This window comes from Variovorax sp. SPNA7 (genome assembly GCF_033807855.1).
GTDB classification, from domain to species: Bacteria; Pseudomonadota; Gammaproteobacteria; order Burkholderiales; family Burkholderiaceae_C; genus Variovorax; species Variovorax beijingensis.
On sequence record NZ_CP138513.1, the window covers coordinates 4,930,964 to 4,953,322 of the forward strand.

A 22,359-nucleotide genomic window follows, 5' to 3' on the forward strand; every position below is an offset into this window, starting at 1 on the left:
GTCATGCAAGCCGGCGGCCTGGCGCCGTTCAGCCGATCACCTTGGTGGCAGTCGCGTCGAGCTTGGGCGGGTTCTCGAAGGTATGGAAGGGCGCCGGCGACGGCACTTCCCACTCGAGGCCTTCAGCGGCTTCCCAGGGCTTCTGCGATGCCTTCTCGCCCTTGCCGAGCATGGTCGGCAGCACGATGAAGAAGAAGAAATAGACCTGTGCAAGACCGAAGGCGAACGCGCCCACCGAAGCCACCGCGTTGAAGTCGGCGAACTGCATCGGGTAGTCGGCATAGCGGCGCGGCATGCCCGCCAGGCCCAGGAAGTGCATCGGGAAGAAGGTGATGTTGAACGAGATCAGCGACCACCAGAAGTGGATCTTGCCGCGCGTTTCGTTGTACATCACGCCGGTCCACTTGGGCGCCCAGTAGTAGTAGCCCGCGAACATGGCATAGAGCGAGCCGGCCACGAGCACGTAGTGGAAGTGGGCCACCACGTAGTAGGTGTCCTGCAGTTGGATGTCGATCGGGGCGATGGCCAGGATGAGGCCGGTGAAGCCGCCCATCGTGAACACGAAGATGAAGCCCACCGCGAACAGCATCGGGGTCTCGAAGGTCATCGAGCCCTGCCACATGGTGGCGATCCAGTTGAAGATCTTCACGGCCGTGGGCACCGCGATCAGCATGGTCGCGTACATGAAGAACAGCTGGCCCGTGACCGGCATGCCGGTCGTGAACATGTGGTGCGCCCAGACGATGAACGACAGGATCGCGATCGACGAGGTGGCGTACACCATCGAGGCGTAGCCGAACAGCCGCTTGCGCGAGAACGCCGGCACGATCTGGCTGACGATGCCGAAGGCCGGCAAGATCATGATGTAGACCTCGGGGTGGCCGAAGAACCAGAAGATGTGCTGGTACATCACCGGGTCGCCGCCGCCGGCGGGGTTGAAGAAGCTGGTGCCGAAGTGGCGGTCGGTCAGCGTCATGGTGATGGCGCCTGCGAGCACGGGCATCACGGCGATCAGCAGGTAGGCGGTGATGAGCCAGGTCCAGCAGAACATCGGCATCTTCATGAGCGTCATGCCGGGGGCGCGCATGTTCAGGATGGTGACGATGATGTTGATCGAGCCCATGATCGACGAGGCGCCCATGATGTGCATCGCGAAGATGCCGGCGTCCATCGAGGGGCCCATCTGCAGCGTGAGCGGCGCGTAGAGCGTCCAGCCCGCGGCGGGTGCGCCGCCGGGCATGAAGAACGAGCCCACGAGCATCAGCGCGGCAGGGATCAGCAGCCAGAAGCTGAAGTTGTTCATGCGCGCGAACGCCATGTCGGATGCGCCGATCTGCAGCGGGATCATCCAGTTCGCGAAGCCCACGAAGGCCGGCATGATGGCGCCGAACACCATGATCAGGCCGTGCATGGTGGTGAACTGGTTGAACAGCTCGGGGTTCACCAGCTGCAGGCCGGGCTGGAACAGCTCGGCGCGGATCAGCAGCGCAAGCACGCCGCCCACCATCAGCATGGTGAAGCTGAACAGCAGGTAGAGCGTGCCGATGTCCTTGTGGTTGGTGGCGAACACCCAGCGGCGCCAGCCGGTGGGCGCTGCGTGGTGCTCGTCGTGTGCGTGGCCGTCGTGGGCGTGACCGTGGGGGTCGAGGACTGCACTCATTTCGTTGTTCCTTGCAATTTCTTCGTCGCGGGGCGCTTGGGCACGGTCACTTGCCGCGCAGGGCCAGAACTTCGGCCGGCTGCACCAGCTGGCCCGTCTTGTTCGACCAACTGTTCTTGGTATAGGTGGCGACGGCCGCGAGGTCGGTGTCGCTCAGCTGCTTCCAGGAGGGCATCGCGCCATTGTTCTGGCCGTTGAGCAGCACCAGCAGCTGCACCTTGTGGTCCGCGTCGACCACCTTGGCGCTGGCGTCCAGCGCCTTGATCGGGCCGGCGCCCTTGCCGTTGGCCTGGTGGCAGGCCGCGCAGTTGGCGGCATAGACCTTCTCGCCGCGCGTCATCATGTCGGGCAGGGTCCAGACCTTGCTCGGATCGTCGAGCTTGGCCGCGGCTTCCTTGCGCTTGCCATCGACCCAGGCCGTGTAGTCGGCGGCCGAGACCACCTTCACGTGGATCGGCATGTAGGCGTGCTCCTTGCCGCAGAGCTCCTGGCACTGGCCGTAGTAGTCGCCCACGGTTTCGGCGCGGAACCAAGTGTCGCGCACGAAGCCGGGAATCGCGTCCTGCTTGATGCCGAGCTGGGGCACGGCAAACGCGTGGATCACGTCGTTGGCGGTGGTGATGATGCGGACCTTCTTATGGACCGGCACCACCAGCGGGTTGTCGACCTTGAAGAGGTAGTCGTCGGGCATGGCGCCCTTGGCGCCGGCGTCGGACATGGCGCGCTGCGAGCTGTCGAGCGTGGAGATGAAGGCCAGGCCCTCGCCTTCGCCGTTCAGGTAGTCGTAGCCCCACTTCCACTGGTAGCCGGTGGTCTTGATGGTGAGGTCGGCGTTGGTGGTGTCCTTCTGGGCCACCAGCACCTTGGTGGCGGGCAGCGCCATCACGATCACGATGATGAAGGGCACGATGGTCCAGATGACCTCGACCACCACCGATTCATGGAAGTTGGCCGCCTTGTGGCCGACCGACTTGCGGTGCTTCCATATCGAATAGAACATGACCGCGAACACGGCAACGAAGATGACCGTGCACAGGATCATCATCACCGTGTGCAGGAAATGCTGTTCCTGCGCAATCTTGGTGACGCCCAGCGGAAGATTCAGCTGGCGCACCGAGGGGCCGCCGGGCAGATCGTTGACTGCGTGCGCCGCGCCGCTGAAAGCCGCGCCGGCCGCCAGCAACAGATTCGCCGGCCTGTACTTATTGCGCCAAATGCTCTTCATCGTGTTCACGTTTCTTCAATTTTTTTCAACAAACCCAACCGTGCAGCGCCGCGCGAGCCCTCAGGCGCCACGCAACGCCATGCGAATCTCGCGCGCCAATGCGGCTCGCAATTCCGGGCGTACATAGCGCCCCACCCTGACCGATCGACCCTGACCCGAGACCTCGATCAGCGAACGATCGCCGGCCTGCGGTTCGATCCGCACCTGGTGCGGCAGAAATTCCGTACGCTCGTAGTCTCCACCGTTCTCGAGCTCGACCACCAGCCGGCCGCCCTGCAGCGCAATCCGTTCTCCATCGGTTGCGTGCCGCGCGTACAGCATGAACGCGAAACCCACCGCGGCCAGTTCGAGCCATGCAAAAGGCAGAACCAGCGGCGCACCGAGCATCCAGAAGACCGCGCCGATACCGAGCGATACCACGCACAGCGAGGCGTAGAGCCAGCCCAGCTGGCTCGGCGTCACCGAGCAATTGCGCTTCAGGAACCAGTGGATGTTCTGGCCTGAAACGGTGGCAAAACGAAACACGGAATTCGGCACGGGCGAGTTCAGCAAATCGGTGCGTCGACGCTGCCAGACCCCTTGTCTCCACAGGATCGGACAGACCTCGTTCGCGGAACACTACCCGCGAGTTTCACGCAACGGCGGATTGTAGCGGGTAGACACAGGCGCCCGGTCGCGGATGCGCAGCGGGCCGGGCGCGCCGATCAGGCGCCGGGCCGGCCGCGCTGCAGCATCGAGCGCATCTCGCGCAGCGACACCGCGCTCTCGGCCGAAAGCGCCACGCGCGGCGCGGGCTTGAAGGCATGGCCGTAAATGACCTCGAAGGTCAGCGCGATGCGCCCGCCGCCCTCCTGCGCCGGTGCCAGCTCGGGCAGCGCATGCTTGAGCGCCTGGTGCCATGCCTTGCCGCGAAGCGCCGGGAAGCGCGCGGGATGCAGGTTGCGCCCGAGCGTGCGCAGCTCGGCCAGCGCCGCTTCGGGCGTGGCCCAGGTGAGCACGATGCGTTCCATGTCCATCACCGGCTCGGCGAAGCCGGCATGCACCAGCATGTCGCCCCAGTCGTGCATGTCGGTGTATTCGTGGCCCGCGGCCGGCCAGCCCAGGCGCGCGTGCAGCGCCCGCAGCTCGCGCACCGTGTCGGGGCCCAGGCACGAGAACATCAGGAAGCCGTCGGTCGCCACCAGCCGGTGCCAGCGCGCGATGAGCGCCTCGGGGTCGGCCGCCATGTGCAGCGACATGTTGGCCCAGAGCAGGTCCACACCGTCTTCGGGCGGCACATCGAAGCGCAGCTTGCTGCCCTGCCAGCGGCGCGCGCTCCACCAGGGCGCGGCCAGCGCCTCGCCGGCCGCGGCGGCCAGCTTCGCTTCGGGTTCGATCACGAAGCAGGCGGCTTCGCGGTAGCGCCGGGCCACCAGCTCATGTGCCTCGAGGCCGCCGCGCAATGGCGCCCAGTCGGCCCAGGTGCGCGGCTGCGCCTTGATCCATTGCAGCCGGTCTTCCATGCGGCGGCCGATTTCCTCGTGCAGCCAGGGCGAGCCGTCGGCGGGCGCGAGCCGGCTCCAGCGCGCGGCCGCCGTGGGATCGATGGTCGGCGGTCTTCTTGCGGGGTCGGTGGCCATGGGGCCGTGAGTATATTGAGCCCATGTTCAGCCGTTGGGCCGATCGGCCTTTGACCTCTCTGCTCGCACGGCTGCCCAGCCAGTGCGAGGTGTGCCGCGCATGGCCTTCGCGGCGTGTCTGCGATGCCTGCGTGACGCGCTTCGCGCCGCCGGCCGCGCGCTGCGGCAGCTGTGCCCTGCCGGTGCCCGAGGGCGTGGCCCGGTGCAGCGAATGCATGCGCGATCCGCCGCCGCTCGATGCCTGCTTTGCAGCCTGCGCCTATGCGTGGCCCTGGCCCGATTGCATCGCTCAACTCAAGTTTCGCGGCGAGGCCGGCTGGGCCGGGCCGCTTGCCACGCTGATGCGCAGCGTGCCGTGGGTGGAGCCGGCGCTGGAGCAATGCGACCATGTGCTGCCCATGCCGATGGCGCCGGCCCGGCTGCGCGAGCGCGGCTTCAACCAGGCGCTCGAACTGGCGCGCCGGCTCGCGCCCGCCAAGACCGACGCGGCGCTGCTCCTGCGCACCCGCGAGACGCCCGCGCAGAGCGGCCTCGCGCGCGCCGAGCGCCTGCGCAACCTGCGCGGCGCCTTCGCGGTCGAGCCCTTGCGCGCCCACGAGCTGCAAGGCCGGCGCGTGGTGCTGGTCGACGACGTGATGACCAGCGGCGCCTCGCTGTTCTCGGCCGCCGCGGCGCTGCGGCTGGCCGGCGCGGCGCATGTCACGGCCCTGGTGTTCGCACGCACCGATCCGCCCCATTGAGCACCGCGACAATCGGCGCATGTTCCATATCGTCCTGGTCCAGCCCGAAATCCCGCCGAACACCGGCAACGTGATCCGTCTCGCGGCCAACACCGGCTGCATGTTGCACCTGGTCGAGCCGCTGGGTTTCTCGATGGACGACCGCCTGCTGCGCCGCGCCGGGCTCGACTATCACGAATATGCCGAAGTGAAGCGCCACGCCGGCTGGCAGGCGCTGCTCGATGCCGAACGGCCGGCCGCCGAGCGCATGTTCGCGCTCACCACGCGCGGCACGCGGGCCGTGCACGACGTGCGCTTCCAGCCCGGCGACTGGCTGGTGTTCGGTTCGGAGACCAGCGGCCTGCCGCCCGCGGTGCGCGAGGGCTTTGCCGAGCCGCAGCGCCTGCGGCTGCCGATGCGCGAGGGGCAGCGCAGCCTGAATCTGTCGAATGCCGTGGCGGTGACCGTCTTCGAGGCCTGGCGCCAGAACGGCTTCGGCTGAGCAAGGGCCTCAGCGGTAGCGGCGCACCACCGATTCGGCCACGCAGGCCGGCTTGGCCACGCCTTCGAGCTCGATCGTGGCTTCCCAGGTCATCTGGATGCCGTCGTCGGCGATCGGCTCCGCCGTGAGCAGTTTCATGCGCGCGCGCAGCCGCTTGCCCACCGGCACCGGCGACATGAAGCGCACCCGGTTCAGGCCGTAGTTCACGCCCATGCGCGACTCGACCACATCGAGCGCCGTCTCGAAGAAACGCGGCAGCAGCGACAACGTCAGGAAGCCATGGGCGATCGGCCCGCCGAAGGGCCCGGCCTTGGCGCGCTCGATGTCGACATGGATCCACTGGTGGTCGCCCGTGGCTTCGGCGAACTGGTTCACCTGCTCTTGCGTGATGGTGATCCAGTCGCTCACGGCAACTTCCTGGCCGACGCAGGCCGCAAGATCCTGAAGCGTCTGGAATGTCTTTTTGGTCATGCGGGGCATTCTGGCGCGAAGGCCGGCGGCCTGGCTGTCGGCCTTGCGACAGCCGCGGTCCTCAGCCTTCGAGCCAGTCGCAGATCGGCTGCCACTGCGCCAGGTCGCGCTGCACCCGGCCCGGTGCGATGTCGAACAGCGTGAGCCCGCGCGCCGCGAGCTGCACGTAGTTCTGCGTGTCGCGCAGCTCGCCCAGCACCGGGACGCCGAGGCTGGCGATGAACTCGTGCAGCCGGTCGGCCGCCAGGGTGCGGGCGTTCACGCGCATGCCCACAAGGCTGATCTTCGTCTTTTCGGCGCGGCGCTGTTCCTTCAGCCGGTCGAGGAAATCGCGCGTGGCGTAGATGTCGAAGATGCTCGGCTGCAGCGGCACGATCACCCGGTCGGCCAGCGCCAGCACTTCCTTGAAGCGCCAGCCGTGCAGGCCGGCGGGGGTGTCGAGCACGGCATGCGTGGTGCCGCGCGGCGGCCGCACCACGGCGCTGTCGCCGGTGGCTTCCCAGGTGGCGATGGTCCGCGCCTGCGGCGGGCGCAGGCCCAGCCACAGGCGCGAGGACTGCTGGCGGTCCACGTCGCCCAGCATCACCGCATGGCCGCGGCTCGCAAAGTAGCCCGCAATGTTCGTTGCGAGCGTCGATTTGCCCACGCCACCCTTGGGATTGGCGACCAGAACCACCGGCATAGCATCTCCTCCAGAGCTGGAAACCTCCGCATCGTAGCGACACGCGGTGCGCTCGGCCCCGGCAAGCGCCCAACCTGCGCTATGTTCGCGGCATGACGACAACAACATCGGCCGCCGGCGAAACCGGCGGCATCTACGTGCTCGCGGCCCATCCGCACTGGCGCGACTCGCGCGTGAACCGGCGCATGCTGGCCGCCGCGCGCGGCGTGCCGGGGGTCGATGTCAACGACCTCTACGGCAGCTACCCGGACTTCGCGATCGACGTCGAGGCCGAACACGCCCGGCTCGCCAGGGCCAGCCTGGTGGTGCTGCTGCACCCGATCCAGTGGTATTCGATGCCGGCGCTGCAAAAACTCTGGCTCGACGACGTGCTCAGCTACGGATGGGCCTACGGTCCCGGCGGCACGGCCTTGCAGGGCAAGGACTGCTGGCTGGTCGCCACCACGGGCAGCCCCGAGGCGAGCTACCACCCCCAGGGCTACCACCGCTATTTCTTCGACGCCTTCCTGCCGCCCTACGAGCAGACCGCGGCGCTGTGCGGCATGCGCTTCCTGCCGCCGCTGGTCCTGCACGGTGCGCGCAGCGCCGCCGAGGACGAAGTGGCGGCGCACGTCGACGTGTTCGCCCAGCGGCTCGGCAGCTACCCCCAATGGCCCGAGCTCGAGGAGCTCGACGCCTGCGTGGCCTGCCCGGTGCCCGAAGCCGACCGCCCGGCCGAAGCCGATGCCCTGGACGAGGCGGCGTCCGCCGCCAACGATGAACAGAACAACGAAAAGGGCATCGCCTGAGCATGGAACACGCACCCGCCTGGCTGACCAACAGCCTGATCTACCTGGGCGCCGCCGTGCTGGTGGTGCCACTGTCCAAGGCCTTGGGCCTGGGCTCGATCATCGGCTACCTCGTGGCCGGCATCGCGATCGGCCCCTGGGGGCTCGGGCTCGTCTCCAGCGTGGAGGACGTGCTGCATTTCGCCGAGTTCGGCGTGGTGCTGATGCTGTTCCTCGTGGGGCTGGAGCTCGAACCCAGGCGCCTGTGGAACCTGCGCCGGCCGATCTTCGGCTGGGGTGCGGCGCAGGTGCTGAGTTGCGCCGCAGTGCTGTTTGCCGTCGGCTGGGCCGCGGGTGCCGAATGGCGCGTGGCGCTGGTGGCGGCGCTCGGCCTGGCGCTCTCGTCCACGGCCATTGCGCTGCAGGTGTTCGGCGAGCGCAACCTGCTGAAGACGCCGAGCGGCCAGGCCGGCTTCTCGATCCTGCTGTTCCAGGACGTGGCGGCCATCCCGATCCTGGCCCTGCTGCCGCTCCTGGCCGGCGCCACGGCAGCCGAACAGTCGCTCAGCGGGCTGGACCGCACGCTCGAGGGCCTGAAGATCGTCGGCGTGATCGCCGGCATCATCCTCGGCGGCCGGCTGGCCTTGCGTCCGCTGCTGCGCTGGATCGCGCGCAGCGACACGCCCGAGATCTTCACCGCGGCGTCGCTGCTCCTGGTGGTGGCCATCGCCGCGCTGATGCAGTTCGTGGGCCTGTCGATGGCGCTGGGCGCCTTCCTTGCCGGCGTGCTGCTGGCGGAAAGCGAATACCGGCGCGAACTCGAGACCGACATCGAGCCCTTCAAGGGCCTGCTGCTGGGCCTGTTCTTCATTGCCGTGGGCATGTCGATCAACTTCGGGGTGCTGATGGCGAGCCCCGGGCTGATGGCGCTACTGGTGGTCGGCTTCATGGCCATCAAGCTGGCCGTGATCTACGCGCTGGCCAAGGCCATGGGCCTGGCCTACCAGGAGCGCCCCGTGTTCACGCTGCTGCTCGCGCAGGGCGGCGAGTTCGCGTTCGTGGTGTTCCAGGCCGCGGGGCCCGACGTGCTGCCGCCCGAGACCACCTCGCTCCTGATCGGCGCGGTGGCGCTGTCGATGCTGCTGTCGCCGCTCCTGCTGGTGCTGCTCGACAAGTTCGTGCTGCCGCGCTACAGCCGCAACAACGGCACGCAGCTGGAAGAAATTTCGGAGCAGCAGGACGCCAAGGTGCTGATCTGCGGCTTCGGCCGCTACGGCCAGATCGTGGGCCGCATGCTGATGTCGCAGGGCCTGCGCGTGACGGTGCTCGACCACGACGCCGACACCGTCGAAGGCCTGCGGCAGTTCGGCTTTCGCGTGTTCTATGGTGACGCGACGCGGCTCGACCTGCTGCGCACCGCGGGCGCCGGCTCGGCCAAGGCCATCGTGGTGGCGGTGGACGACATCGAGCAGTCGCTCAATATCGTCGACCTGGTGAAGGAGCACTTTCCGCAGGCCCGCATCATCGCGCGGGCCCGCAACGTGACCCACCTCTTCCAGCTGCGCGACCGCGGCGTGACGGATGTGGAGCGCGAGGTGTTCGAATCGTCGCTGCGCAGCGCCCGCAGCACGCTCGAGGCGCTGGGCTGGCCCGCCCACGAGGCGCGCGAGACGGCCATGCGCTTTCGCCGCCGGAATCTCAAGCTCAGCGACGAGATCTACCCGCACTACAAGGACCGCGCCAAGCTGATCGCGGCCAACAAGGCGGGCCGCCAGCAGTTCGAGGAACAGATGGCGCGCGAACGCGAAGAACGGCAGCGCCGCTCGGGCCGCGACTGGAACCTGATCGACGAAAAGGAAGAGGCGGACGCGTAGCCCGCCCTGGGCCCGGCCTGCCGGCGCTCAGCCCTCCAGCTTCAGCAGCCTGACCGCATTGCCCTTCAGGATGCCCGGCATCACCTCGGGCTTGAAGCCGGCCGCCTCGAAGTCCTTCATCCAGCGGTCGGGCGTGATCAGCGGGTAGTCGCTGCCGAACAGGATGCGGTCCTTCAGCAGCGTGTTGGCGTACTGCACCAGCTGCTTCGGAAAATACTTGGGGCTCCAGCCCGACAGGTCGATCCAGACATTGGGCTTGTGCGTGGCCACGCTCAGCGCCTCGTCCTGCCAGGGGAAGCTGGGATGCGCCATCACGATCTGCATGTCCGGAAAGTCGATGGCCACGTCGTCCAGGTGCATCGGGTTGCTGTATTCCAGCCGGAGGCCGCCGCCGCAGCGCATGCCTGAACCAATGCCGCTGTGTCCGGTATGGAAGATGGCCGGCAGCTTGTGCTCGGCAATCACCTCGTAGAGCGGCCAGGCCATCTTGTCGTAGGGATGGAAGGCCTGCACCGTCGGGTGGAACTTGAAGCCCTTCACGCCGTGCTCCTCGATGAGCCGGCGCGCCTCGCGCGCACCCATCTTTCCCTTGTGCGGATCGATGCTCGCGAAGGCGATCATCATGTCGCTGTTCTTCTGCGCGGCTTCGGCGATTTCCTCGTTCGGGATGCGGCGGCGGCCCATGTTCGACTCGGCGTCGACCATGAACATCACCAGCCCGATCTTGCGTTCGCGGTAGTAGGCCACGCTCTCGGCAATGGTGGGCCGGCCGCTGGAGCCGAAGTACTTGTCGGCGGCGCGGTCGTATTCCTCGCCGTAGTTGTCGAACGGATTCCAGCAGCTCACTTCGGCGTGGGTGTGGATGTCGATGGCGATCAGGTTCTGGTGGTCCATGTCGTTGTCTCCAGTACGGGTAAGTCCCTAGGAATCGGGGGTCTCAAGTGCCTTGAATTGATTATTTATCATAACCATAATCCAACTCACACACGAATGCAATCATGACCAATCCCGACCTCCAACTCGACATCCGCGACGACGTGGCCATCGTCCGCCTGACGCGCGGCGCCAAGCGCAACGCGCTCTCGGACGGCCTGATCCTCGCGCTGCGCAACACCTTCGAGACGCTGCCTTCCACGGTGCGCGCCGCGGTGCTCGACGGCGAGGGCCCGCACTTCTGCGCCGGCCTAGACCTGAGCGAGCTGAAGGAGCGCGACGCCGGCCAGGGCATGCAGCACTCGCGGCTGTGGCATGGCGCGCTCGACCTGATCCAGCACGGCCCGGTGCCGGTGATCGCAGCGCTGCACGGCGCGGTGGTGGGCGGCGGCCTCGAGCTGGCGAGCGCCTGCCACATCCGCGTGGCGGACCGCAGCACCTTCTACGCGCTGCCCGAAGGCTCGCGCGGCATCTTCGTGGGCGGCGGCGGCTCGGTGCGCATTCCCAAGCTGATCGGCGTGGCGCGCATGACCGACATGATGATGACCGGCCGCGTCTACAACGCCGAGGACGGCGAGCGCGCCAACTTCGCGCAGTACCTGGTCGACGAGGGCGCGGCCTTCGACAAGGCCTTCGAGCTCGCCAAGCGCGTGGCCACCAATGCGCCGCTGACCAACTACGCGCTGATGCATGCGCTGCCGCGCATTGCCGAGCAGTCGGCCGACCACGGCTTCTTCACCGAGGCGCTGATGTCCGGCATCGTCCAGAACGCGCCCGAGGCCAAGGCGCGCGTGCGCGACTTCCTCGAAGGCCGCGGCGCCAAAGTGAGCAAGGAATGACCACCATCCGATACCGTCCGCTGGCCTTCGGCGTCACGCGCGCCGTGCTGCGCGAAGGTGCGCCGGGCACGCAGTACCTGCGGGCCGAGACGCCGCTCGCGCCCTACCGCAACCGCATGACCGACCGCCTCGCGCACTGGGCCGAACAGGCGCCCGAGCGCACCTTCATCGCCCGCCGCGAACGGCTGGCCGATGGCAGCACCGGCGACTGGCAGCGCGTGAGCTACGCCGAGGCGCTGCAGAAGGCGCGCAGCATCGGCCAGGCCCTGCTGGACCGCGGCCTGAGCGCGGAGCGCCCGGTCGCGATCCTGAGCGAGAACGGTATCGAACACGCCCTGATGGCGCTCGGCTGCCTCTATGCGGGCGTGCCGTACTGCCCGGTGTCGCCGCCCTACTCGGTGGTGAGCCAGGACTTCGAGAAGCTGCGCCACGTGCTGGACACGCTCACGCCGGGCCTGGTGTTCGCGGCCGACGCCGCGCGCTTCGGCCGCGCCATTGCCGCCACCGTGCCCGCCGGGACCGAAGTGGTGATCGCCGAGGGCGCGCCCGATGGCCGCGACGCCACCTCGTTCGATGCGCTGGCCGCCACGCCGGCCACGCCCGCCATCGATGCCGCGATGTGCGCCACCGGCCCCGACACCATCACCAAGTTCCTCTTCACCTCGGGCTCCACCAAGATGCCCAAGGCGGTGATCAACACGCACCGCATGTGGTGCGCCAACCAGCAGCAGCTGCGCCAGTCGATTCCCGCCCTGGGCGAGGAGCCGCCGGTGCTGGTCGACTGGCTGCCCTGGAACCATACCTTCGGGGGCAACCACAACGTGGGCATCGTGCTGGACAACGGCGGCACGCTCTACATCGACGACGGCAAGCCCACGCCCGGCGGCATGGCCGAGACGCTGCGCAACCTGCGCGAGATCGCGCCCACCATCTACTTCAACGTGCCGACCGGCTTCGAGGCCATCGCGCACGCCATGGAAACCGACGCGGTGCTGCGCCGCAACCTGCTGTCGCGCGTGAAGATGTTCTTCTACTCGGGCGCCGCGCTCTCGCAGCCCGTGTGGGACAGCCTGCACCGCACGCAGGAGTCCGAAGTCGGCGAACGCATCGTGATGGGCACCGGCCTGGGCATGACCGAGTCGGGTCCGTTCGCGCTCTACGTCACGGGGCCCGAGGTCAAGTCGGGCGACGTGGGGCTGCCCGCGGCCGGCATCGAGCTCAAGCTGATCGAGGTCGACGGCAAGACCGAGGTGCGCTACCGCGGCCCCAACATCACGCCCGGCTACTGGCGCGCGCCCGAGGCCACGGCCGAAGCCTTCGACGAAGAGGGCTTCTTCTCGACCGGCGATGCGGTGAAATGGATCGACGAGTCGAACATCCACCGCGGCCTGCGCTTCGATGGCCGTATCGCCGAAGACTTCAAGCTCGCCACCGGCACCTTCGTGAGCGTGGGGCCGCTGCGCGCGAAGATCATCGCGGCCGGCGCGCCCTACGTGCAGGACGCGGTGCTGACCGGCATCAACCTGAAGGAAGTCGGCGCGCTGGTCTTCCCGACGCAGAAGGTGCGGGAACTGGCCGGCCTGCCCGAAAGCGCCGCCATGCAGCAGGTGCTCGAAAGCGCACCGGTGCAGGCGCACTTCCAGCAGGTGGCCAACGAACTGGCGGCCATGGGCACCGGCAGCGCCAACCGCATCGCGCGGCTGCACCTGATGGCCGAGCCGCCTTCCATCGACAAGGGCGAAGTGACCGACAAGGGCTCCATCAACCAGCGCGCCGTGCTCAAGCACCGCGCCGAAATCGTCGAGGCGCTGCATGCCGACACCCTGCCCTTCACCCTGAAGCCCCGCTGAACCACCCGAGGAGACACACACCATGAAGATCGAAGGACAAGCCGCACTCGTGACCGGCGGCGCATCGGGCCTGGGCGAAGCCACCGCGCGCGAACTCGCGCGCCTGGGCGCCAATGTGGCCGTGCTCGACCGCAACGCCGAACTGGCCGCCAAGGTGGCCGCAGAGATTGGCGGCGTCGCCTGCGTCTGCGACATCACCGACACCGAGAGCGTCAATGCCGCGCTCGACAAGGCCGAGGCCGCGCACGGCACCGCGCGCATCCTCATGAACGTGGCGGGCATCGGCAGCGCCAAGCGCATCGTCGGCAAGGACGGCAACCCCGCGCCGCTCGAAGACTTCGTGCGCGTGGTCAACATCAACCTGGTCGGCGGCTACAACATGGCGCGCCTCTTTGCGGCCCGCTGCGCCAAGCTCGATGCTTTGGACAACGGCGAGAAGGGCGTGATGCTCTTCACCGCATCCGTCGCGGCCTTCGACGGCCAGGTGGGCCAGCAGGCCTACAGCGCCTCCAAGGGCGGCCTCGTGGGCATGACGCTGCCGATGGCGCGCGACCTTGCGCAGCATGCGATCCGCGTCTGCACCGTGGCGCCGGGCCTCTTTGCCACGCCGCTTTTGATGGAACTGCCCGAAGCCGTGCAGCAATCGCTGGCCGCATCGATCCCGTTTCCGCCGCGCCTGGGCAAGCCTTCGGAATTTGCCGAGCTGGCCTGCCACATCGTGACCAACGGGCACCTGAACGGCGAAGTGATCCGCCTCGACGGCGCGCTGCGCATGGCGCCGCGCTGATTTCCAGCCCCAGCAAACAGAGCCCCGGAATACAAGGAGACAACACCATGACAAACAGACGCCAATTCGTGCAGGCACTCGGCGGCGCAGCCGCGCTCGGCGCCCTGCATCCGCTTGCCGCACTCGCCCAGGCCGTGCAGCAGGCCAAGATCTACTACGGCTTTCCGGCCGGCAGCGCGGGCGACAGCGTGGCGCGCCGGGTGGCCGAGAAGCTGGGCGACACGCCCTATTCGAAGATCAACGCAGTGGTCGAGAACAAGCCCGGCGCGGGCGGGCGCATTGCGCTCGACACACTCAAGGGCTCGCCGGCCGACGGCTCGGTGCTGTGCCTCGCGCAGGCCTCGGCGCTCTCGACCTATCCACACATCTACACCAAGCTGAGCTACGGCCTCGCCGATTTCGCGCCGGTTTCCATCGGCGCCGTGATGACGCACGGCCTGGCCGTCGGCCCGGTGGTGCCGGCCAGCGTGAAGACGCTGAAGGACTACATCGCCTGGGCCAAGGCCAACCCCGGCCAGGCCAGCTACGGCTCGCCGGGCGCGGGCTCCACGCCGCACTTTTTGGGCGCGCTGCTGGGCCTGAACACCGGCACCGACCTGCGCCACGTTCCCTACCGCGGCTCGCTGCCGGCCATCAACGACGTGGTGGGCGGGCAGATCGCCTCGAGCATGACGCCCGTGGGCGACTACCTGCCCTTCGCCAAGGCCGGCAAGCTGCGCGTGCTCGCCACCTCGGGCGCGCAGCGCGCGGCCTACCTGCCCGACGTGCCCACCTTCACCGAACAGGGCTTCCCGGAAATCGTGGCCGACGAATGGTTCGGCTTCTTCGCGCCGGCCAAGACGCCCGCCGCCGTCATCGCCGCCGCGAGCACGGCCATCCAGGCCGCGCTCAAGGACAAGGCCGTGGCCGACGGCCTGCTGTCGGTCGGCCTGGTCGCCCACGGCTCCTCACCCGAGGACATGAAGAAATCGCTCCAGTCCGAGTACGAACGCTGGGGCCCGCTGGTCAAGAAGATCGGCTTCACCGCCGAGTCCTGATACACCCATGGATTACCGGCCCCGCCCCGAAGACAGCCGCTTCATCCTGAACGCGGTGCTCGACGCACCATCGAGGCTGCGCGCGCTGGCGCCCTTCGCCGAGGTCGACGAAGCGCTGCAGCAGCAGGTGCTCGAGGAAGCGGCGCGCTTCGTGGCCGAGGCGGTGGCGCCCATCAACCGCGGCGGCGACGAGATCGGCTGCCGCTTCGCCAACGGCGAGGTCGCCACGCCGCCCGGGTTCCGCGAGGCCTACCAGGCCTTCGTCGATGGCGGCTGGCCAGGTCTCTCGGCTGCGCCTGAAGACGGCGGCCAGGGGCTGCCGGCCGTGCTCGAAGCCATCCTCTACGAATGGCTGAGCGCGGCGAACCACGGCCTCACGATGGCACCGGGCCTGCTGCACGGCGCCTATGCCTGCCTCAAGCACCACGGCAACGACGAACTGAAGGCGCTCTACCTCCCGAAGATCGCCACCGGCGAATGGCTCGCCACCATGTGCCTGACCGAAGCCCATGCGGGCAGCGACCTGGGCCAGGTGCGCACGCGCGCCGTGCCGCAGGCCGACGGCAGCCTGCGCGTGAGCGGCGGCAAGATCTTCATCTCGGGCGGCGAACACGACCTCACGCCCAACATCGTGCACCTGGTGCTGTGCCGCATGCATGGATCGGAAGTACAGGCGCCCGCCGGCCCCAAGGGCCTGTCCCTGGTGCTCGTGCCCAAGCTGCTGCCGGACGGCGCGCGCAACGCGGTGCACTGCGAACGCATCGAGGAGAAGATGGGCCTGCACGGCAGCCCCACCTGCACGATGCGCTTCGACGACGCCACCGGCTGGCTGGTCGGCGAGCCGGGCCGCGGCCTGGCCGCGATGTTCGTGATGATGAATGCGGCGCGCCTGCATGTGGCGCTGCAGGGCATCGGCCTGCTCGATGCCGCCTGGCAAAAGGCCGACGCCTATGCGGCCGAGCGCCGCCAGATGCGCGCGCCCGGCGCCGTGCCCGCCAGCCGCGGCGCCGAAGCCGCGGACCTGATCGCCGAACACCCCGCGATCCGCCGCATCCTCGACACCCAGCGCGCCTGGATCGACGGCGCACGCACGCTCGCCTACCGCAGCGCGTTGATGCTCGACGTGGCCGCGCACGACGCCGACCCCAAGGCGCGCGAACGCGCGCAGCGCTGGTGCTCGCTGGTCACGCCCGTGCTCAAGGCCGCCTGCACGCAGCAGGCCTTCCATGGCGCGAGCGAATGCCTGCAGGTGTTCGGCGGCCACGGCTACGTGCGCGAATGGGGCATCGAGCAGATCGTGCGCGATGCGCGCGTGACCATGATCTACGAGGGCACCAACGAGATCCAGGCCATCGACCTGCTGGTGCGCAAGGTGCTGCCCGACGGCGGCGCCGGCATGTCGGCCGTGCTGCTCGAGCTGCGCGACACGCTCGACGCCTCGCGCGACGCCGATGCCGACGTGCAGCGCCGGCTCGCGCAGCTGCGCTACCTGGGCACCACCATCGCGATGGCCGCGCATGCCAACCCCGTGCTGCCCTACGAAGTGGCCGACGACTACCTGCGCGCGGTGATGCTCGCGATGCTGGCCTGGGCCTGGGCGCGCATCGATGCGGCCGAGGCATCGGATGCCGAGCGCGCCGCCAGGGCGGGCCCGGCGGCGGCGCTGCGGCGCTGGGTGCTGCCCGAATTCGACATGCGGCTGGCCATCGTCAAGCGCGCCTGCGAGGGTGTCGCCATGACGCACGACGCCGCAAAAACCCCGGCCGCCGCGCGCTGACGGAAGCCCGGCCGGGCCGGCCACGGGTTACGCTCGGGCCATGCCCCGTCCATCCAAGAACAGTCCCGCCAAGGCTGAGCCGGCAACGGCCGGCAACGGCAAGTCCGACCGGCTCGACGCCCGCATGCTGGAAGCCCTGGTCGGCTACAACGCGCGCCGCGCCTGGCTCATCGTGAGCGGCGTGTTCGCCGAGCGCATGGCGCCGTACGGCCTCAAGCAGATCGACTTCTCGGTGCTGTCGCTGCTGGCGCACAACCCGGGCGCCACCTCGCGCCAGCTGTGCAACACGCTCGACATCCTGCCGCCCAACCTGGTGAGCCTGGTCGCCACGCTCGACAGCCGCGGACTCATCGAACGCCGCCCGCATCCGCACGACGGCCGCGCGGTGGGGCTGCACCTGACCGAGGCCGGCGAAAAGCTGATTCGCGAGGCCGAACAGACCGTGACGCAGCTCGAGGCCGACGCCAGCGCCCGGCTCACGGCACGCGAGCGCGAAACGCTGATCCGGCTGCTGCAGAAGATCTATCTGTAGCCGGGGCCGCCCAGGCTAAAGCCCCCGCTCCACCATGTCGATCAGCCGCTGCCCCAGCGCGTGGCTGGACTGCGCATCCATGCCCTTGAGCGGTCCTTCGATGATCAGCAGCGCCAGGCCGTGCACGGCCGACCAGGCCAGGTATTCGGCGTTCGGGCGGTGCGAAGGGTCGAGCGCGCCCGCTTCCACGAGACGGTCGATCGCGGCGCCCAGCAGCTGGAACGGGTCCTTGCCGCCGGCCCCCTCCTTTCCCGGCCCCACCTCGCCCTCGGCGTCCTCCGACGACACCACGAAGGCGGTGCGGAACAGGCCCGGCTCGGCCTGCGCAAAACGCAGGTAACCAGTGCCGATGGCCCGCACCTGCGCCCGCGCGAAGTCGACGGGCGGCTGGTCGCAGGGCAGCACCGCCAGCTCCTTTTCCATGGCCCCGGCCGCCGCCGACAGCGCGGCCGCGCGCACCGCCAGCAGCAACTCCCGCCGGCTCGCGAAATGCCGGTACGCCGCGTTGGGCACCACGCCCGCACGCCGCGTCACCTCGCGCAGCGCCACCGCATCGGGGCCGCCGTCGCGCGCCAGTTCGATGCCGGCGTCGAGCAGCGCGCGGCGCAGGTCGCCGTGGCGGTAGGTACTGCGGGCCGCGGGCGGAGTGGGGGCTGGCGGGACGATGCGGGGGCTCATCGGAAATCTCCATGTGGACAGTGTCCATTATGTCTGCTATTCTTTGTGGACGGTGTACACAAACTTAGTTATTCCGTATGCGCGCAGGTCTCTGTGCATCCTTTCATCCTCAGTCCAAAGGAAACGCCATGAAAGTCCAGTCCTACCTGTCCTTCGAAGGCCGCTGCGACGAAGCGCTCGCGTTCTACAAGAAGGCGCTCGGCGCGGAAGTCGTGCAACTCATGCGCTACAGCGAGGCGCCCGAAATGCCGCCTTCGTCCGATGCCGACGCCAGCTGCGGCGGCGGCGCGCCGGCGGCCGACAAGGTGATGCACGCGGTGGTGCGCATCGGCGAAACCGAACTGATGGCCTCCGACGGCCGGTGCTCGGGCCAGCCGGAGTTCAAGGGCATCATGCTCGCCCTCACCGCCTCCACCGACGCCCAGGCGCGCCAGTGGTTCGATGCGCTGGCCGATGGCGGCCAGGTGATGCAGCCATTGACGCCGACCTTCTTCAGCTCCAGCTTCGGCATGCTCGCGGACCGCTTCGGCGTGGGCTGGCTGCTGGTGGTGCACGCCGGCCAGTAATCAATCGCGACGGTCCGCCCCGCTCCAGGAATACCTCCATGCTCAAGAAAATCGCCCTCGCCATCCTCGCGCTGATCGCGATCGTGCTCATCTACGCCGCCGTCCGGCCCGGCAGCTTTCGCGTCGAGCGCACGGCGCGCATCGCGGCGCCGGCCGAGAAGATCTTTCCGCTGATCAACGACTTCCACCGCTGGGGCGAGTGGTCGCCCTACGAGAAGCTGGACCCGGGCATGAAGCGCAGCTTCGGCGGCGCACCCGCCGGCCAGGGCGCGACCTACGCGTGGGAAGGCAACGACAAGGCGGGCGCGGGCCGCATGGAAATCGCCGAGTCCACGCCGGCTTCGAAGATCGCGATCAGGCTCGATTTCATCAAGCCCTTCGAAGCCCGCAACATGGCCGAGTTCACGCTGCAGCCGCAGGGCGGCGCGACACAGGTGACCTGGGCCATGCACGGCCCGAGCCCCTACATCGCAAAGCTCATGGGCATCTTCTTCAACATGGACCAGATGATCGGCAAGGACTTCGAAACCGGCCTTGCCAACCTCAAGACGGCCTCCGAAAAGTAACCACCGAAAGGAAACACCATGTCTCCCATCCACGCCTATCTCACGTTCGACGGCAACGCAGCCGAGGCCATGCGCTTCTACGAGAAGACGCTCGGCGGCACCATGCAGATGATGATGACCATCGGCGAAGCGCCCGGCACCGAGCAGATGCCGGCCGACGCCAAGAAGCGCATCATGCATGCGTCCCTGGCCTACGGCGACGGCATGCTCATGGCCTCCGACACCATGCCCGGCCAGACCTACGAAGGCATGAAAGGCTTCGGCGTTGCGCTGACCCTCGAGACCGTCGCCGAAGCGCGCCGCGTGTTCGACGCCTTCGCCGAGGGTGGCACCGTCTCCATGCCTTTCGAGAAGACCTTCTGGGTCGAGGGCTTCGGCATGGTGACCGACCGCTTCGGCACGCCATGGCTCATCAACGGGGGCAAGCCGCTGGTCTGACCCGGCCCTTTCCATCCGCAACTTGGAGGAATCGTTCTTCATGACCGACACACTCGACAACAACCGCAAGCGCTGGCTCGCACTGATGGTGCTGTGCCTGGGCGTGCTGATGATCGTGCTCGACACCACGATCGTGAACGTGGCGCTGCCCTCCATCCGCACCGACCTCGGCTTCACCGAGACCTCGCTGGTCTGGGTGGTGAATGCCTACATGCTGACCTTCGGCGGCTTCCTGCTGCTGGGCGGGCGGCTGGGCGACCTGTACGGCCACCGCAGGCTCTTCCTGATCGGCCTCGTGCTGTTCACGCTGGCCTCGCTGGCCTGCGGCGTTGCCAACTCGCAGGCCCTGCTGGTGGCGGCGCGCGCGGTGCAGGGGCTGGGCGGCGCGGTGGTCTCGGCGGTGGCGCTCTCGCTGATCATGAACATCTTCACCGAGCCGGCCGACCGCGCCAAGGCGATGGGCGTCTACGGCTTCGTCTGCGCGGGCGGCGGCAGCATCGGCGTGCTGCTGGGCGGGCTGCTCACGAGCACGCTGAGCTGGCACTGGATCTTCCTGGTGAACCTGCCGATCGGCGTGGCCGTGTATGCGCTGTGCGTTGCGCTGCTGCCTTCGGCGCGCGGCCATGCCCATGGCGAGAAGCTCGACGTGGCCGGCGCCGTGGCGGTGACGCTGTCGCTGATGCTCGCGGTGTATGCCATCGTCAACGGCAACGAGGCCGGCTGGCAGTCGGCGCAGACGCTCGGCCTGCTGGGTGCGGCAGTGGTGCTGATGGCGCTCTTCATCGCCATCGAGGCCCGGGTGCAGCATCCGCTGATGCCGCTCGGCCTGTTCCGGCTGCGCAGCGTGTCGGTCTCCAACGTGGTGGGCGTGCTGTGGGCGGCGGCCATGTTCGCGTGGTTCTTCATTTCCGCGCTCTACATGCAGCTGGTGCTGGGCTACACGCCGATGCAGATCGGCCTGGCGTTCCTGCCGGCCAACCTGATCATGGCGCTGTTCTCGCTGGGCATTTCGGCCAGGCTGGTGATGCGCTTCGGCATCCGCCGGCCGCTGTCCGTGGGACTGTGGCTCGCGGCCATCGGGCTTGCGCTGTTCGCGCGGGCGCCGGTGAACGGCAGCTTCGTGGTCGACGTGCTGCCGGGCATGCTGCTGCTCGGCCTGGGTGCGGGCATGGCGCTGAACCCGCTGCTGCTCGCAGCCATGAGCGAGGTGAGCCCGACCGAATCGGGCCTGGCCTCGGGCGTGGTCAACACGGCCTTCATGATGGGCGGCGCGCTCGGGCTGGCGGTGCTGGCCAGCGCCGCCGTCGCGCGCACCACGTCGATGGAGGCGGCCGGCGCAAAGCTGGCGCTCGCGCTCACCGGCGGCTACAACCTCGCGTTCCTGATCGGCGCCGTGTTCGCGGCCGTGGCGGGGCTGCTCGGGGCCGTGCTGCTTCGCACCGCATCGCCAGGGTCCACCCAGAACAACGAAGACAACAACAGCAAGGGGTCCGCGGCATCCGCAGGCACGGCCAATCGTGCGGCGGCATCCTGAGGGTCCGCCTGGCGGGCGGCCCCTTTTTCTTTCCTTTCTTCCGTTTCTTTCAAGGAGACTTCCAATGGCTCGCTATGTCGATGGTTTCATCGTTCCCATTCCCTCGAACAACATCGAGGCCTACCGCAAGCTGGCGCGCAAGGCCGGCAAGATCTGGATGGAATACGGCGCGCTCGAATACGTGGAATGCGTGGCCGACGACGTGAAGCCCGGCAAGTTCACGTCCTTTCCGCAGAGCGTGAAGCAGAAGGCCGATGAAACCGTGGCGTTCTCGTGGATCGTCTACAAGTCGCGCAAGCACCGCGACGCGGTCAACGCCAAGGTGATGGCCGACCCGCGCCTTGCCGCGATGGACCCGAAGACCATGCCCTTCGATGCGAAGCGGATGATCTTCGGCGGGTTCAAGTCGATCGTCGAGTTCTGAGCTCCGGTCCCGGCCTCAGGCGAAGAATCCGTCGTAGACGAGCTTGAGGCCGGTCAGCAGCATGCCCAGGTACACGAAGCGATAGAACCACGTCGCATCGATGCGCCGGGCAATGCGGATGCCCACCCACACGCCGAGCGGCGCCAGCGGCATCAACGCCGCCGAAGTGGCCAGCGTGCGCAGGTCGATCAGGCCGAGCCATGCATAGGGAACCCACTTGCTCAGGTTCACCACGAAGAAGAAGTACGCCATGGTGGCGGTGAACACCACCGGCTTGAGCCGCAGCGGGATCACGTAGGCATTGATCGGCGGCCCGCCGGCATGCGCGATGAAGCTGGTGAACCCCGACACCGCGGTGAGCGCCGCACCCACCGCGCGCGAGGGCAGCGGATCGTCCGGCTTGGGCGGAAACACCAGCCGCTGCGCAAGGAACAGCAGCGTGAACACGCCGACGATGCCGGCCACGGTGTGGGCCGAGAGCGTGCGGAAAAGCAGCGTGCCGATCACCGTGCCAAGCAGCCCGAAGGGAATCAGGAACTTGAGCAGCGCGCGGTCGAAGTCGTTGCGGAAGGCGGCCAGGCCAAGCAGGTCCATCAGGAGCAGCAGCGGCATCAGGATGGCCGCGGCCTGCGGCACGGTGACCGCCAGCGCCATCAGCGGCACCGCCAGCGAACCGAAGCCAGCGCCGAACCCGCTCTTGCTGATGCCCAGCAGCAGCACGGCGGGAACGGCCACCGCATAGAAATGCGGATCGGTGATGAGGGGAAAGACCATGGGGAAGGAAGCGGCGCAGAAAAAAGCCCGCCGAGTCGGCTGGCGGGCCGTCCGAGCGTAGCAGGATGGCGCGGGCCATGGGCCACCGTCGGAAATTGTGCGTAA

24 protein-coding genes are annotated in these 22,359 nt (G+C 68.2%); 15 read left to right on the forward strand and 9 right to left on the reverse strand.

The features are described 5' to 3' along the window. Positions 1–28: 28 nt before the first annotated feature. From ctaD to RZE77_RS23140, 4 genes are all read right to left on the reverse strand, one after another. Positions 29–1,660 (reverse strand): cytochrome c oxidase subunit I, encoded by a 1,632-nt coding sequence (ctaD, locus tag RZE77_RS23125; RefSeq protein ID WP_319439434.1) that lies wholly within the window; start codon positions 1,658–1,660, stop codon positions 29–31. A 46-nt stretch (positions 1,661–1,706) separates the two neighbouring features. Next, the gene (gene coxB, locus RZE77_RS23130; protein WP_319439435.1) at positions 1,707–2,885 is read right to left on the reverse strand and encodes a cytochrome c oxidase subunit II; all 1,179 of its coding nucleotides are present in this window, start codon (positions 2,883–2,885) and stop codon (positions 1,707–1,709) included. A 60-nt stretch (positions 2,886–2,945) separates the two neighbouring features. After that, positions 2,946–3,422: a DUF2244 domain-containing protein gene (locus RZE77_RS23135; RefSeq protein ID WP_124960143.1), complete on the reverse strand. Its 477-nt coding sequence runs from the start codon at positions 3,420–3,422 to the stop codon at positions 2,946–2,948. Between the two features lie 167 nt (positions 3,423–3,589). Then, a complete protein-coding gene (locus tag RZE77_RS23140) occupies positions 3,590–4,504 on the reverse strand; it encodes a class I SAM-dependent methyltransferase (protein WP_319439436.1) in 915 nt (304 codons plus the stop codon). A 23-nt stretch (positions 4,505–4,527) separates the two neighbouring features. Here RZE77_RS23140 and RZE77_RS23145 point away from each other — a divergent pair, with 23 nt between their 5' ends. Continuing rightward, entirely contained in the window at positions 4,528–5,244 is a 717-nt protein-coding gene (locus tag RZE77_RS23145; protein WP_319439437.1) for a ComF family protein, read from the forward strand. A 19-nt stretch (positions 5,245–5,263) separates the two neighbouring features. Continuing rightward, positions 5,264–5,725, forward strand: coding sequence for a tRNA (uridine(34)/cytosine(34)/5-carboxymethylaminomethyluridine(34)-2'-O)-methyltransferase TrmL (gene trmL, locus RZE77_RS23150; protein WP_319439438.1), 462 nt, complete (start codon positions 5,264–5,266; stop codon positions 5,723–5,725). Positions 5,726–5,734: 9 nt separating this feature from the next. Here trmL and RZE77_RS23155 read toward each other — a convergent pair whose 3' ends face one another. Both RZE77_RS23155 and RZE77_RS23160 read right to left on the reverse strand, forming a co-directional pair. Continuing rightward, entirely contained in the window at positions 5,735–6,205 is a 471-nt protein-coding gene (locus RZE77_RS23155; protein WP_319427596.1) for a MaoC family dehydratase, read from the reverse strand. Between the two features lie 52 nt (positions 6,206–6,257). Next, positions 6,258–6,878: a ParA family protein gene (locus RZE77_RS23160; protein WP_319439439.1), complete on the reverse strand. Its 621-nt coding sequence runs from the start codon at positions 6,876–6,878 to the stop codon at positions 6,258–6,260. Between the two features lie 92 nt (positions 6,879–6,970). On the opposite strand from RZE77_RS23160, the gene kefF reads away from it, so the two are divergent. Together kefF and kefC are read left to right on the forward strand one after the other, a co-directional pair. After that, positions 6,971–7,666, forward strand: coding sequence for a glutathione-regulated potassium-efflux system oxidoreductase KefF (kefF, locus tag RZE77_RS23165; RefSeq protein WP_319439440.1), 696 nt, complete (start codon positions 6,971–6,973; stop codon positions 7,664–7,666). A gap of 2 nt (positions 7,667–7,668) precedes the next feature. Then, positions 7,669–9,519 (forward strand): glutathione-regulated potassium-efflux system protein KefC, encoded by a 1,851-nt coding sequence (gene kefC / locus RZE77_RS23170; RefSeq protein WP_319439441.1) that lies wholly within the window; start codon positions 7,669–7,671, stop codon positions 9,517–9,519. Between the two features lie 27 nt (positions 9,520–9,546). On the opposite strand, the gene RZE77_RS23175 is transcribed toward kefC, so the two are convergent. Further along, complete coding sequence (locus tag RZE77_RS23175; protein WP_319439442.1) at positions 9,547–10,413, reverse strand: amidohydrolase family protein; 867 nt, start codon at positions 10,411–10,413, stop codon at positions 9,547–9,549. 104 nt (positions 10,414–10,517) lie between these two features. On the opposite strand from RZE77_RS23175, the gene RZE77_RS23180 reads away from it, so the two are divergent. Genes RZE77_RS23180 through RZE77_RS23205 form a run of 6 tightly spaced genes read left to right on the forward strand, consistent with a single transcriptional unit; the run spans position 10,518 to position 17,274 of the window. Then, positions 10,518–11,291 carry a crotonase/enoyl-CoA hydratase family protein gene (locus RZE77_RS23180; RefSeq protein ID WP_145740257.1) on the forward strand — a complete coding sequence of 258 codons (774 nt, stop codon included), beginning with the start codon at positions 10,518–10,520 and terminating at the stop codon, positions 11,289–11,291. Further along, on the forward strand, positions 11,288–13,141 hold the full coding sequence (locus RZE77_RS23185; protein ID WP_319439443.1) for a feruloyl-CoA synthase: 1,854 nt from the start codon (positions 11,288–11,290) through the stop codon (positions 13,139–13,141). Before RZE77_RS23180 ends, RZE77_RS23185 begins: the two co-directional genes overlap by 4 nt. Positions 13,142–13,163: 22 nt before the next feature. Next, positions 13,164–13,928: an SDR family NAD(P)-dependent oxidoreductase gene (locus tag RZE77_RS23190; RefSeq protein ID WP_319439444.1), complete on the forward strand. Its 765-nt coding sequence runs from the start codon at positions 13,164–13,166 to the stop codon at positions 13,926–13,928. 47 nt (positions 13,929–13,975) lie between these two features. Then, a complete protein-coding gene (locus RZE77_RS23195; protein WP_319427604.1) occupies positions 13,976–14,965 on the forward strand; it encodes a Bug family tripartite tricarboxylate transporter substrate binding protein in 990 nt (329 codons plus the stop codon). A gap of 7 nt (positions 14,966–14,972) precedes the next feature. Continuing rightward, positions 14,973–16,742: an acyl-CoA dehydrogenase family protein gene (locus tag RZE77_RS23200; RefSeq protein WP_319439445.1), complete on the forward strand. Its 1,770-nt coding sequence runs from the start codon at positions 14,973–14,975 to the stop codon at positions 16,740–16,742. Positions 16,743–16,782: 40 nt separating this feature from the next. Continuing rightward, complete coding sequence (locus RZE77_RS23205) at positions 16,783–17,274, forward strand: MarR family winged helix-turn-helix transcriptional regulator (RefSeq protein WP_319427606.1); 492 nt, start codon at positions 16,783–16,785, stop codon at positions 17,272–17,274. Positions 17,275–17,289: 15 nt separating this feature from the next. Here the strand turns inward: RZE77_RS23205 and RZE77_RS23210 are convergent, their stop codons facing one another. Beyond that, positions 17,290–17,952, reverse strand: a complete 663-nt coding sequence (locus RZE77_RS23210; RefSeq protein WP_319439446.1) for a TetR/AcrR family transcriptional regulator — start codon at positions 17,950–17,952, stop codon at positions 17,290–17,292. 128 nt (positions 17,953–18,080) lie between these two features. Here RZE77_RS23210 and RZE77_RS23215 point away from each other — a divergent pair, with 128 nt between their 5' ends. The 5 genes from RZE77_RS23215 (at position 18,081) to RZE77_RS23235 (ending at position 21,480) form a co-directional block, all read left to right on the forward strand. Next, positions 18,081–18,518: a VOC family protein gene (locus RZE77_RS23215; protein WP_319439447.1), complete on the forward strand. Its 438-nt coding sequence runs from the start codon at positions 18,081–18,083 to the stop codon at positions 18,516–18,518. A 38-nt stretch (positions 18,519–18,556) separates the two neighbouring features. Beyond that, positions 18,557–19,084: an SRPBCC family protein gene (locus RZE77_RS23220; RefSeq protein WP_319439448.1), complete on the forward strand. Its 528-nt coding sequence runs from the start codon at positions 18,557–18,559 to the stop codon at positions 19,082–19,084. Between the two features lie 18 nt (positions 19,085–19,102). Continuing rightward, positions 19,103–19,522 (forward strand): VOC family protein, encoded by a 420-nt coding sequence (locus RZE77_RS23225; RefSeq protein ID WP_319439449.1) that lies wholly within the window; start codon positions 19,103–19,105, stop codon positions 19,520–19,522. 40 nt (positions 19,523–19,562) lie between these two features. Next, entirely contained in the window at positions 19,563–21,056 is a 1,494-nt protein-coding gene (locus tag RZE77_RS23230; protein ID WP_319439450.1) for a DHA2 family efflux MFS transporter permease subunit, read from the forward strand. Positions 21,057–21,120: 64 nt separating this feature from the next. Continuing rightward, positions 21,121–21,480: a DUF1428 domain-containing protein gene (locus RZE77_RS23235; RefSeq protein ID WP_319439451.1), complete on the forward strand. Its 360-nt coding sequence runs from the start codon at positions 21,121–21,123 to the stop codon at positions 21,478–21,480. Between the two features lie 15 nt (positions 21,481–21,495). Here RZE77_RS23235 and RZE77_RS23240 read toward each other — a convergent pair whose 3' ends face one another. After that, on the reverse strand, positions 21,496–22,254 hold the full coding sequence (locus tag RZE77_RS23240) for a sulfite exporter TauE/SafE family protein (protein WP_319439452.1): 759 nt from the start codon (positions 22,252–22,254) through the stop codon (positions 21,496–21,498). Positions 22,255–22,359 lie beyond the last annotated feature (105 nt).

What these genes read in the sequence shown, in the direction of transcription:
- ctaD (WP_319439434.1), bottom strand. Translation starts at nt 1,660, where the DNA reads ATGAGTGCAGTCCTCGACCCCCACGGTCACGCCCACGACGGCCACGCA.
- coxB (WP_319439435.1), bottom strand. Translation starts at nt 2,885, where the DNA reads ATGAAGAGCATTTGGCGCAATAAGTACAGGCCGGCGAATCTGTTGCTG.
- RZE77_RS23140 (WP_319439436.1), bottom strand. Translation starts at nt 4,504, where the DNA reads ATGGCCACCGACCCCGCAAGAAGACCGCCGACCATCGATCCCACGGCG.
- RZE77_RS23145 (WP_319439437.1), top strand. Translation starts at nt 4,528, where the DNA reads ATGTTCAGCCGTTGGGCCGATCGGCCTTTGACCTCTCTGCTCGCACGG.
- trmL (WP_319439438.1), top strand. Translation starts at nt 5,264, where the DNA reads ATGTTCCATATCGTCCTGGTCCAGCCCGAAATCCCGCCGAACACCGGC.
- RZE77_RS23155 (WP_319427596.1), bottom strand. Translation starts at nt 6,205, where the DNA reads ATGCCCCGCATGACCAAAAAGACATTCCAGACGCTTCAGGATCTTGCG.
- RZE77_RS23160 (WP_319439439.1), bottom strand. Translation starts at nt 6,878, where the DNA reads ATGCCGGTGGTTCTGGTCGCCAATCCCAAGGGTGGCGTGGGCAAATCG.
- kefF (WP_319439440.1), top strand. Translation starts at nt 6,971, where the DNA reads ATGACGACAACAACATCGGCCGCCGGCGAAACCGGCGGCATCTACGTG.
- kefC (WP_319439441.1), top strand. Translation starts at nt 7,669, where the DNA reads ATGGAACACGCACCCGCCTGGCTGACCAACAGCCTGATCTACCTGGGC.
- RZE77_RS23175 (WP_319439442.1), bottom strand. Translation starts at nt 10,413, where the DNA reads ATGGACCACCAGAACCTGATCGCCATCGACATCCACACCCACGCCGAA.
- RZE77_RS23180 (WP_145740257.1), top strand. Translation starts at nt 10,518, where the DNA reads ATGACCAATCCCGACCTCCAACTCGACATCCGCGACGACGTGGCCATC.
- RZE77_RS23185 (WP_319439443.1), top strand. Translation starts at nt 11,288, where the DNA reads ATGACCACCATCCGATACCGTCCGCTGGCCTTCGGCGTCACGCGCGCC.
- RZE77_RS23190 (WP_319439444.1), top strand. Translation starts at nt 13,164, where the DNA reads ATGAAGATCGAAGGACAAGCCGCACTCGTGACCGGCGGCGCATCGGGC.
- RZE77_RS23195 (WP_319427604.1), top strand. Translation starts at nt 13,976, where the DNA reads ATGACAAACAGACGCCAATTCGTGCAGGCACTCGGCGGCGCAGCCGCG.
- RZE77_RS23200 (WP_319439445.1), top strand. Translation starts at nt 14,973, where the DNA reads ATGGATTACCGGCCCCGCCCCGAAGACAGCCGCTTCATCCTGAACGCG.
- RZE77_RS23205 (WP_319427606.1), top strand. Translation starts at nt 16,783, where the DNA reads ATGCCCCGTCCATCCAAGAACAGTCCCGCCAAGGCTGAGCCGGCAACG.
- RZE77_RS23210 (WP_319439446.1), bottom strand. Translation starts at nt 17,952, where the DNA reads ATGAGCCCCCGCATCGTCCCGCCAGCCCCCACTCCGCCCGCGGCCCGC.
- RZE77_RS23215 (WP_319439447.1), top strand. Translation starts at nt 18,081, where the DNA reads ATGAAAGTCCAGTCCTACCTGTCCTTCGAAGGCCGCTGCGACGAAGCG.
- RZE77_RS23220 (WP_319439448.1), top strand. Translation starts at nt 18,557, where the DNA reads ATGCTCAAGAAAATCGCCCTCGCCATCCTCGCGCTGATCGCGATCGTG.
- RZE77_RS23225 (WP_319439449.1), top strand. Translation starts at nt 19,103, where the DNA reads ATGTCTCCCATCCACGCCTATCTCACGTTCGACGGCAACGCAGCCGAG.
- RZE77_RS23230 (WP_319439450.1), top strand. Translation starts at nt 19,563, where the DNA reads ATGACCGACACACTCGACAACAACCGCAAGCGCTGGCTCGCACTGATG.
- RZE77_RS23235 (WP_319439451.1), top strand. Translation starts at nt 21,121, where the DNA reads ATGGCTCGCTATGTCGATGGTTTCATCGTTCCCATTCCCTCGAACAAC.
- RZE77_RS23240 (WP_319439452.1), bottom strand. Translation starts at nt 22,254, where the DNA reads ATGGTCTTTCCCCTCATCACCGATCCGCATTTCTATGCGGTGGCCGTT.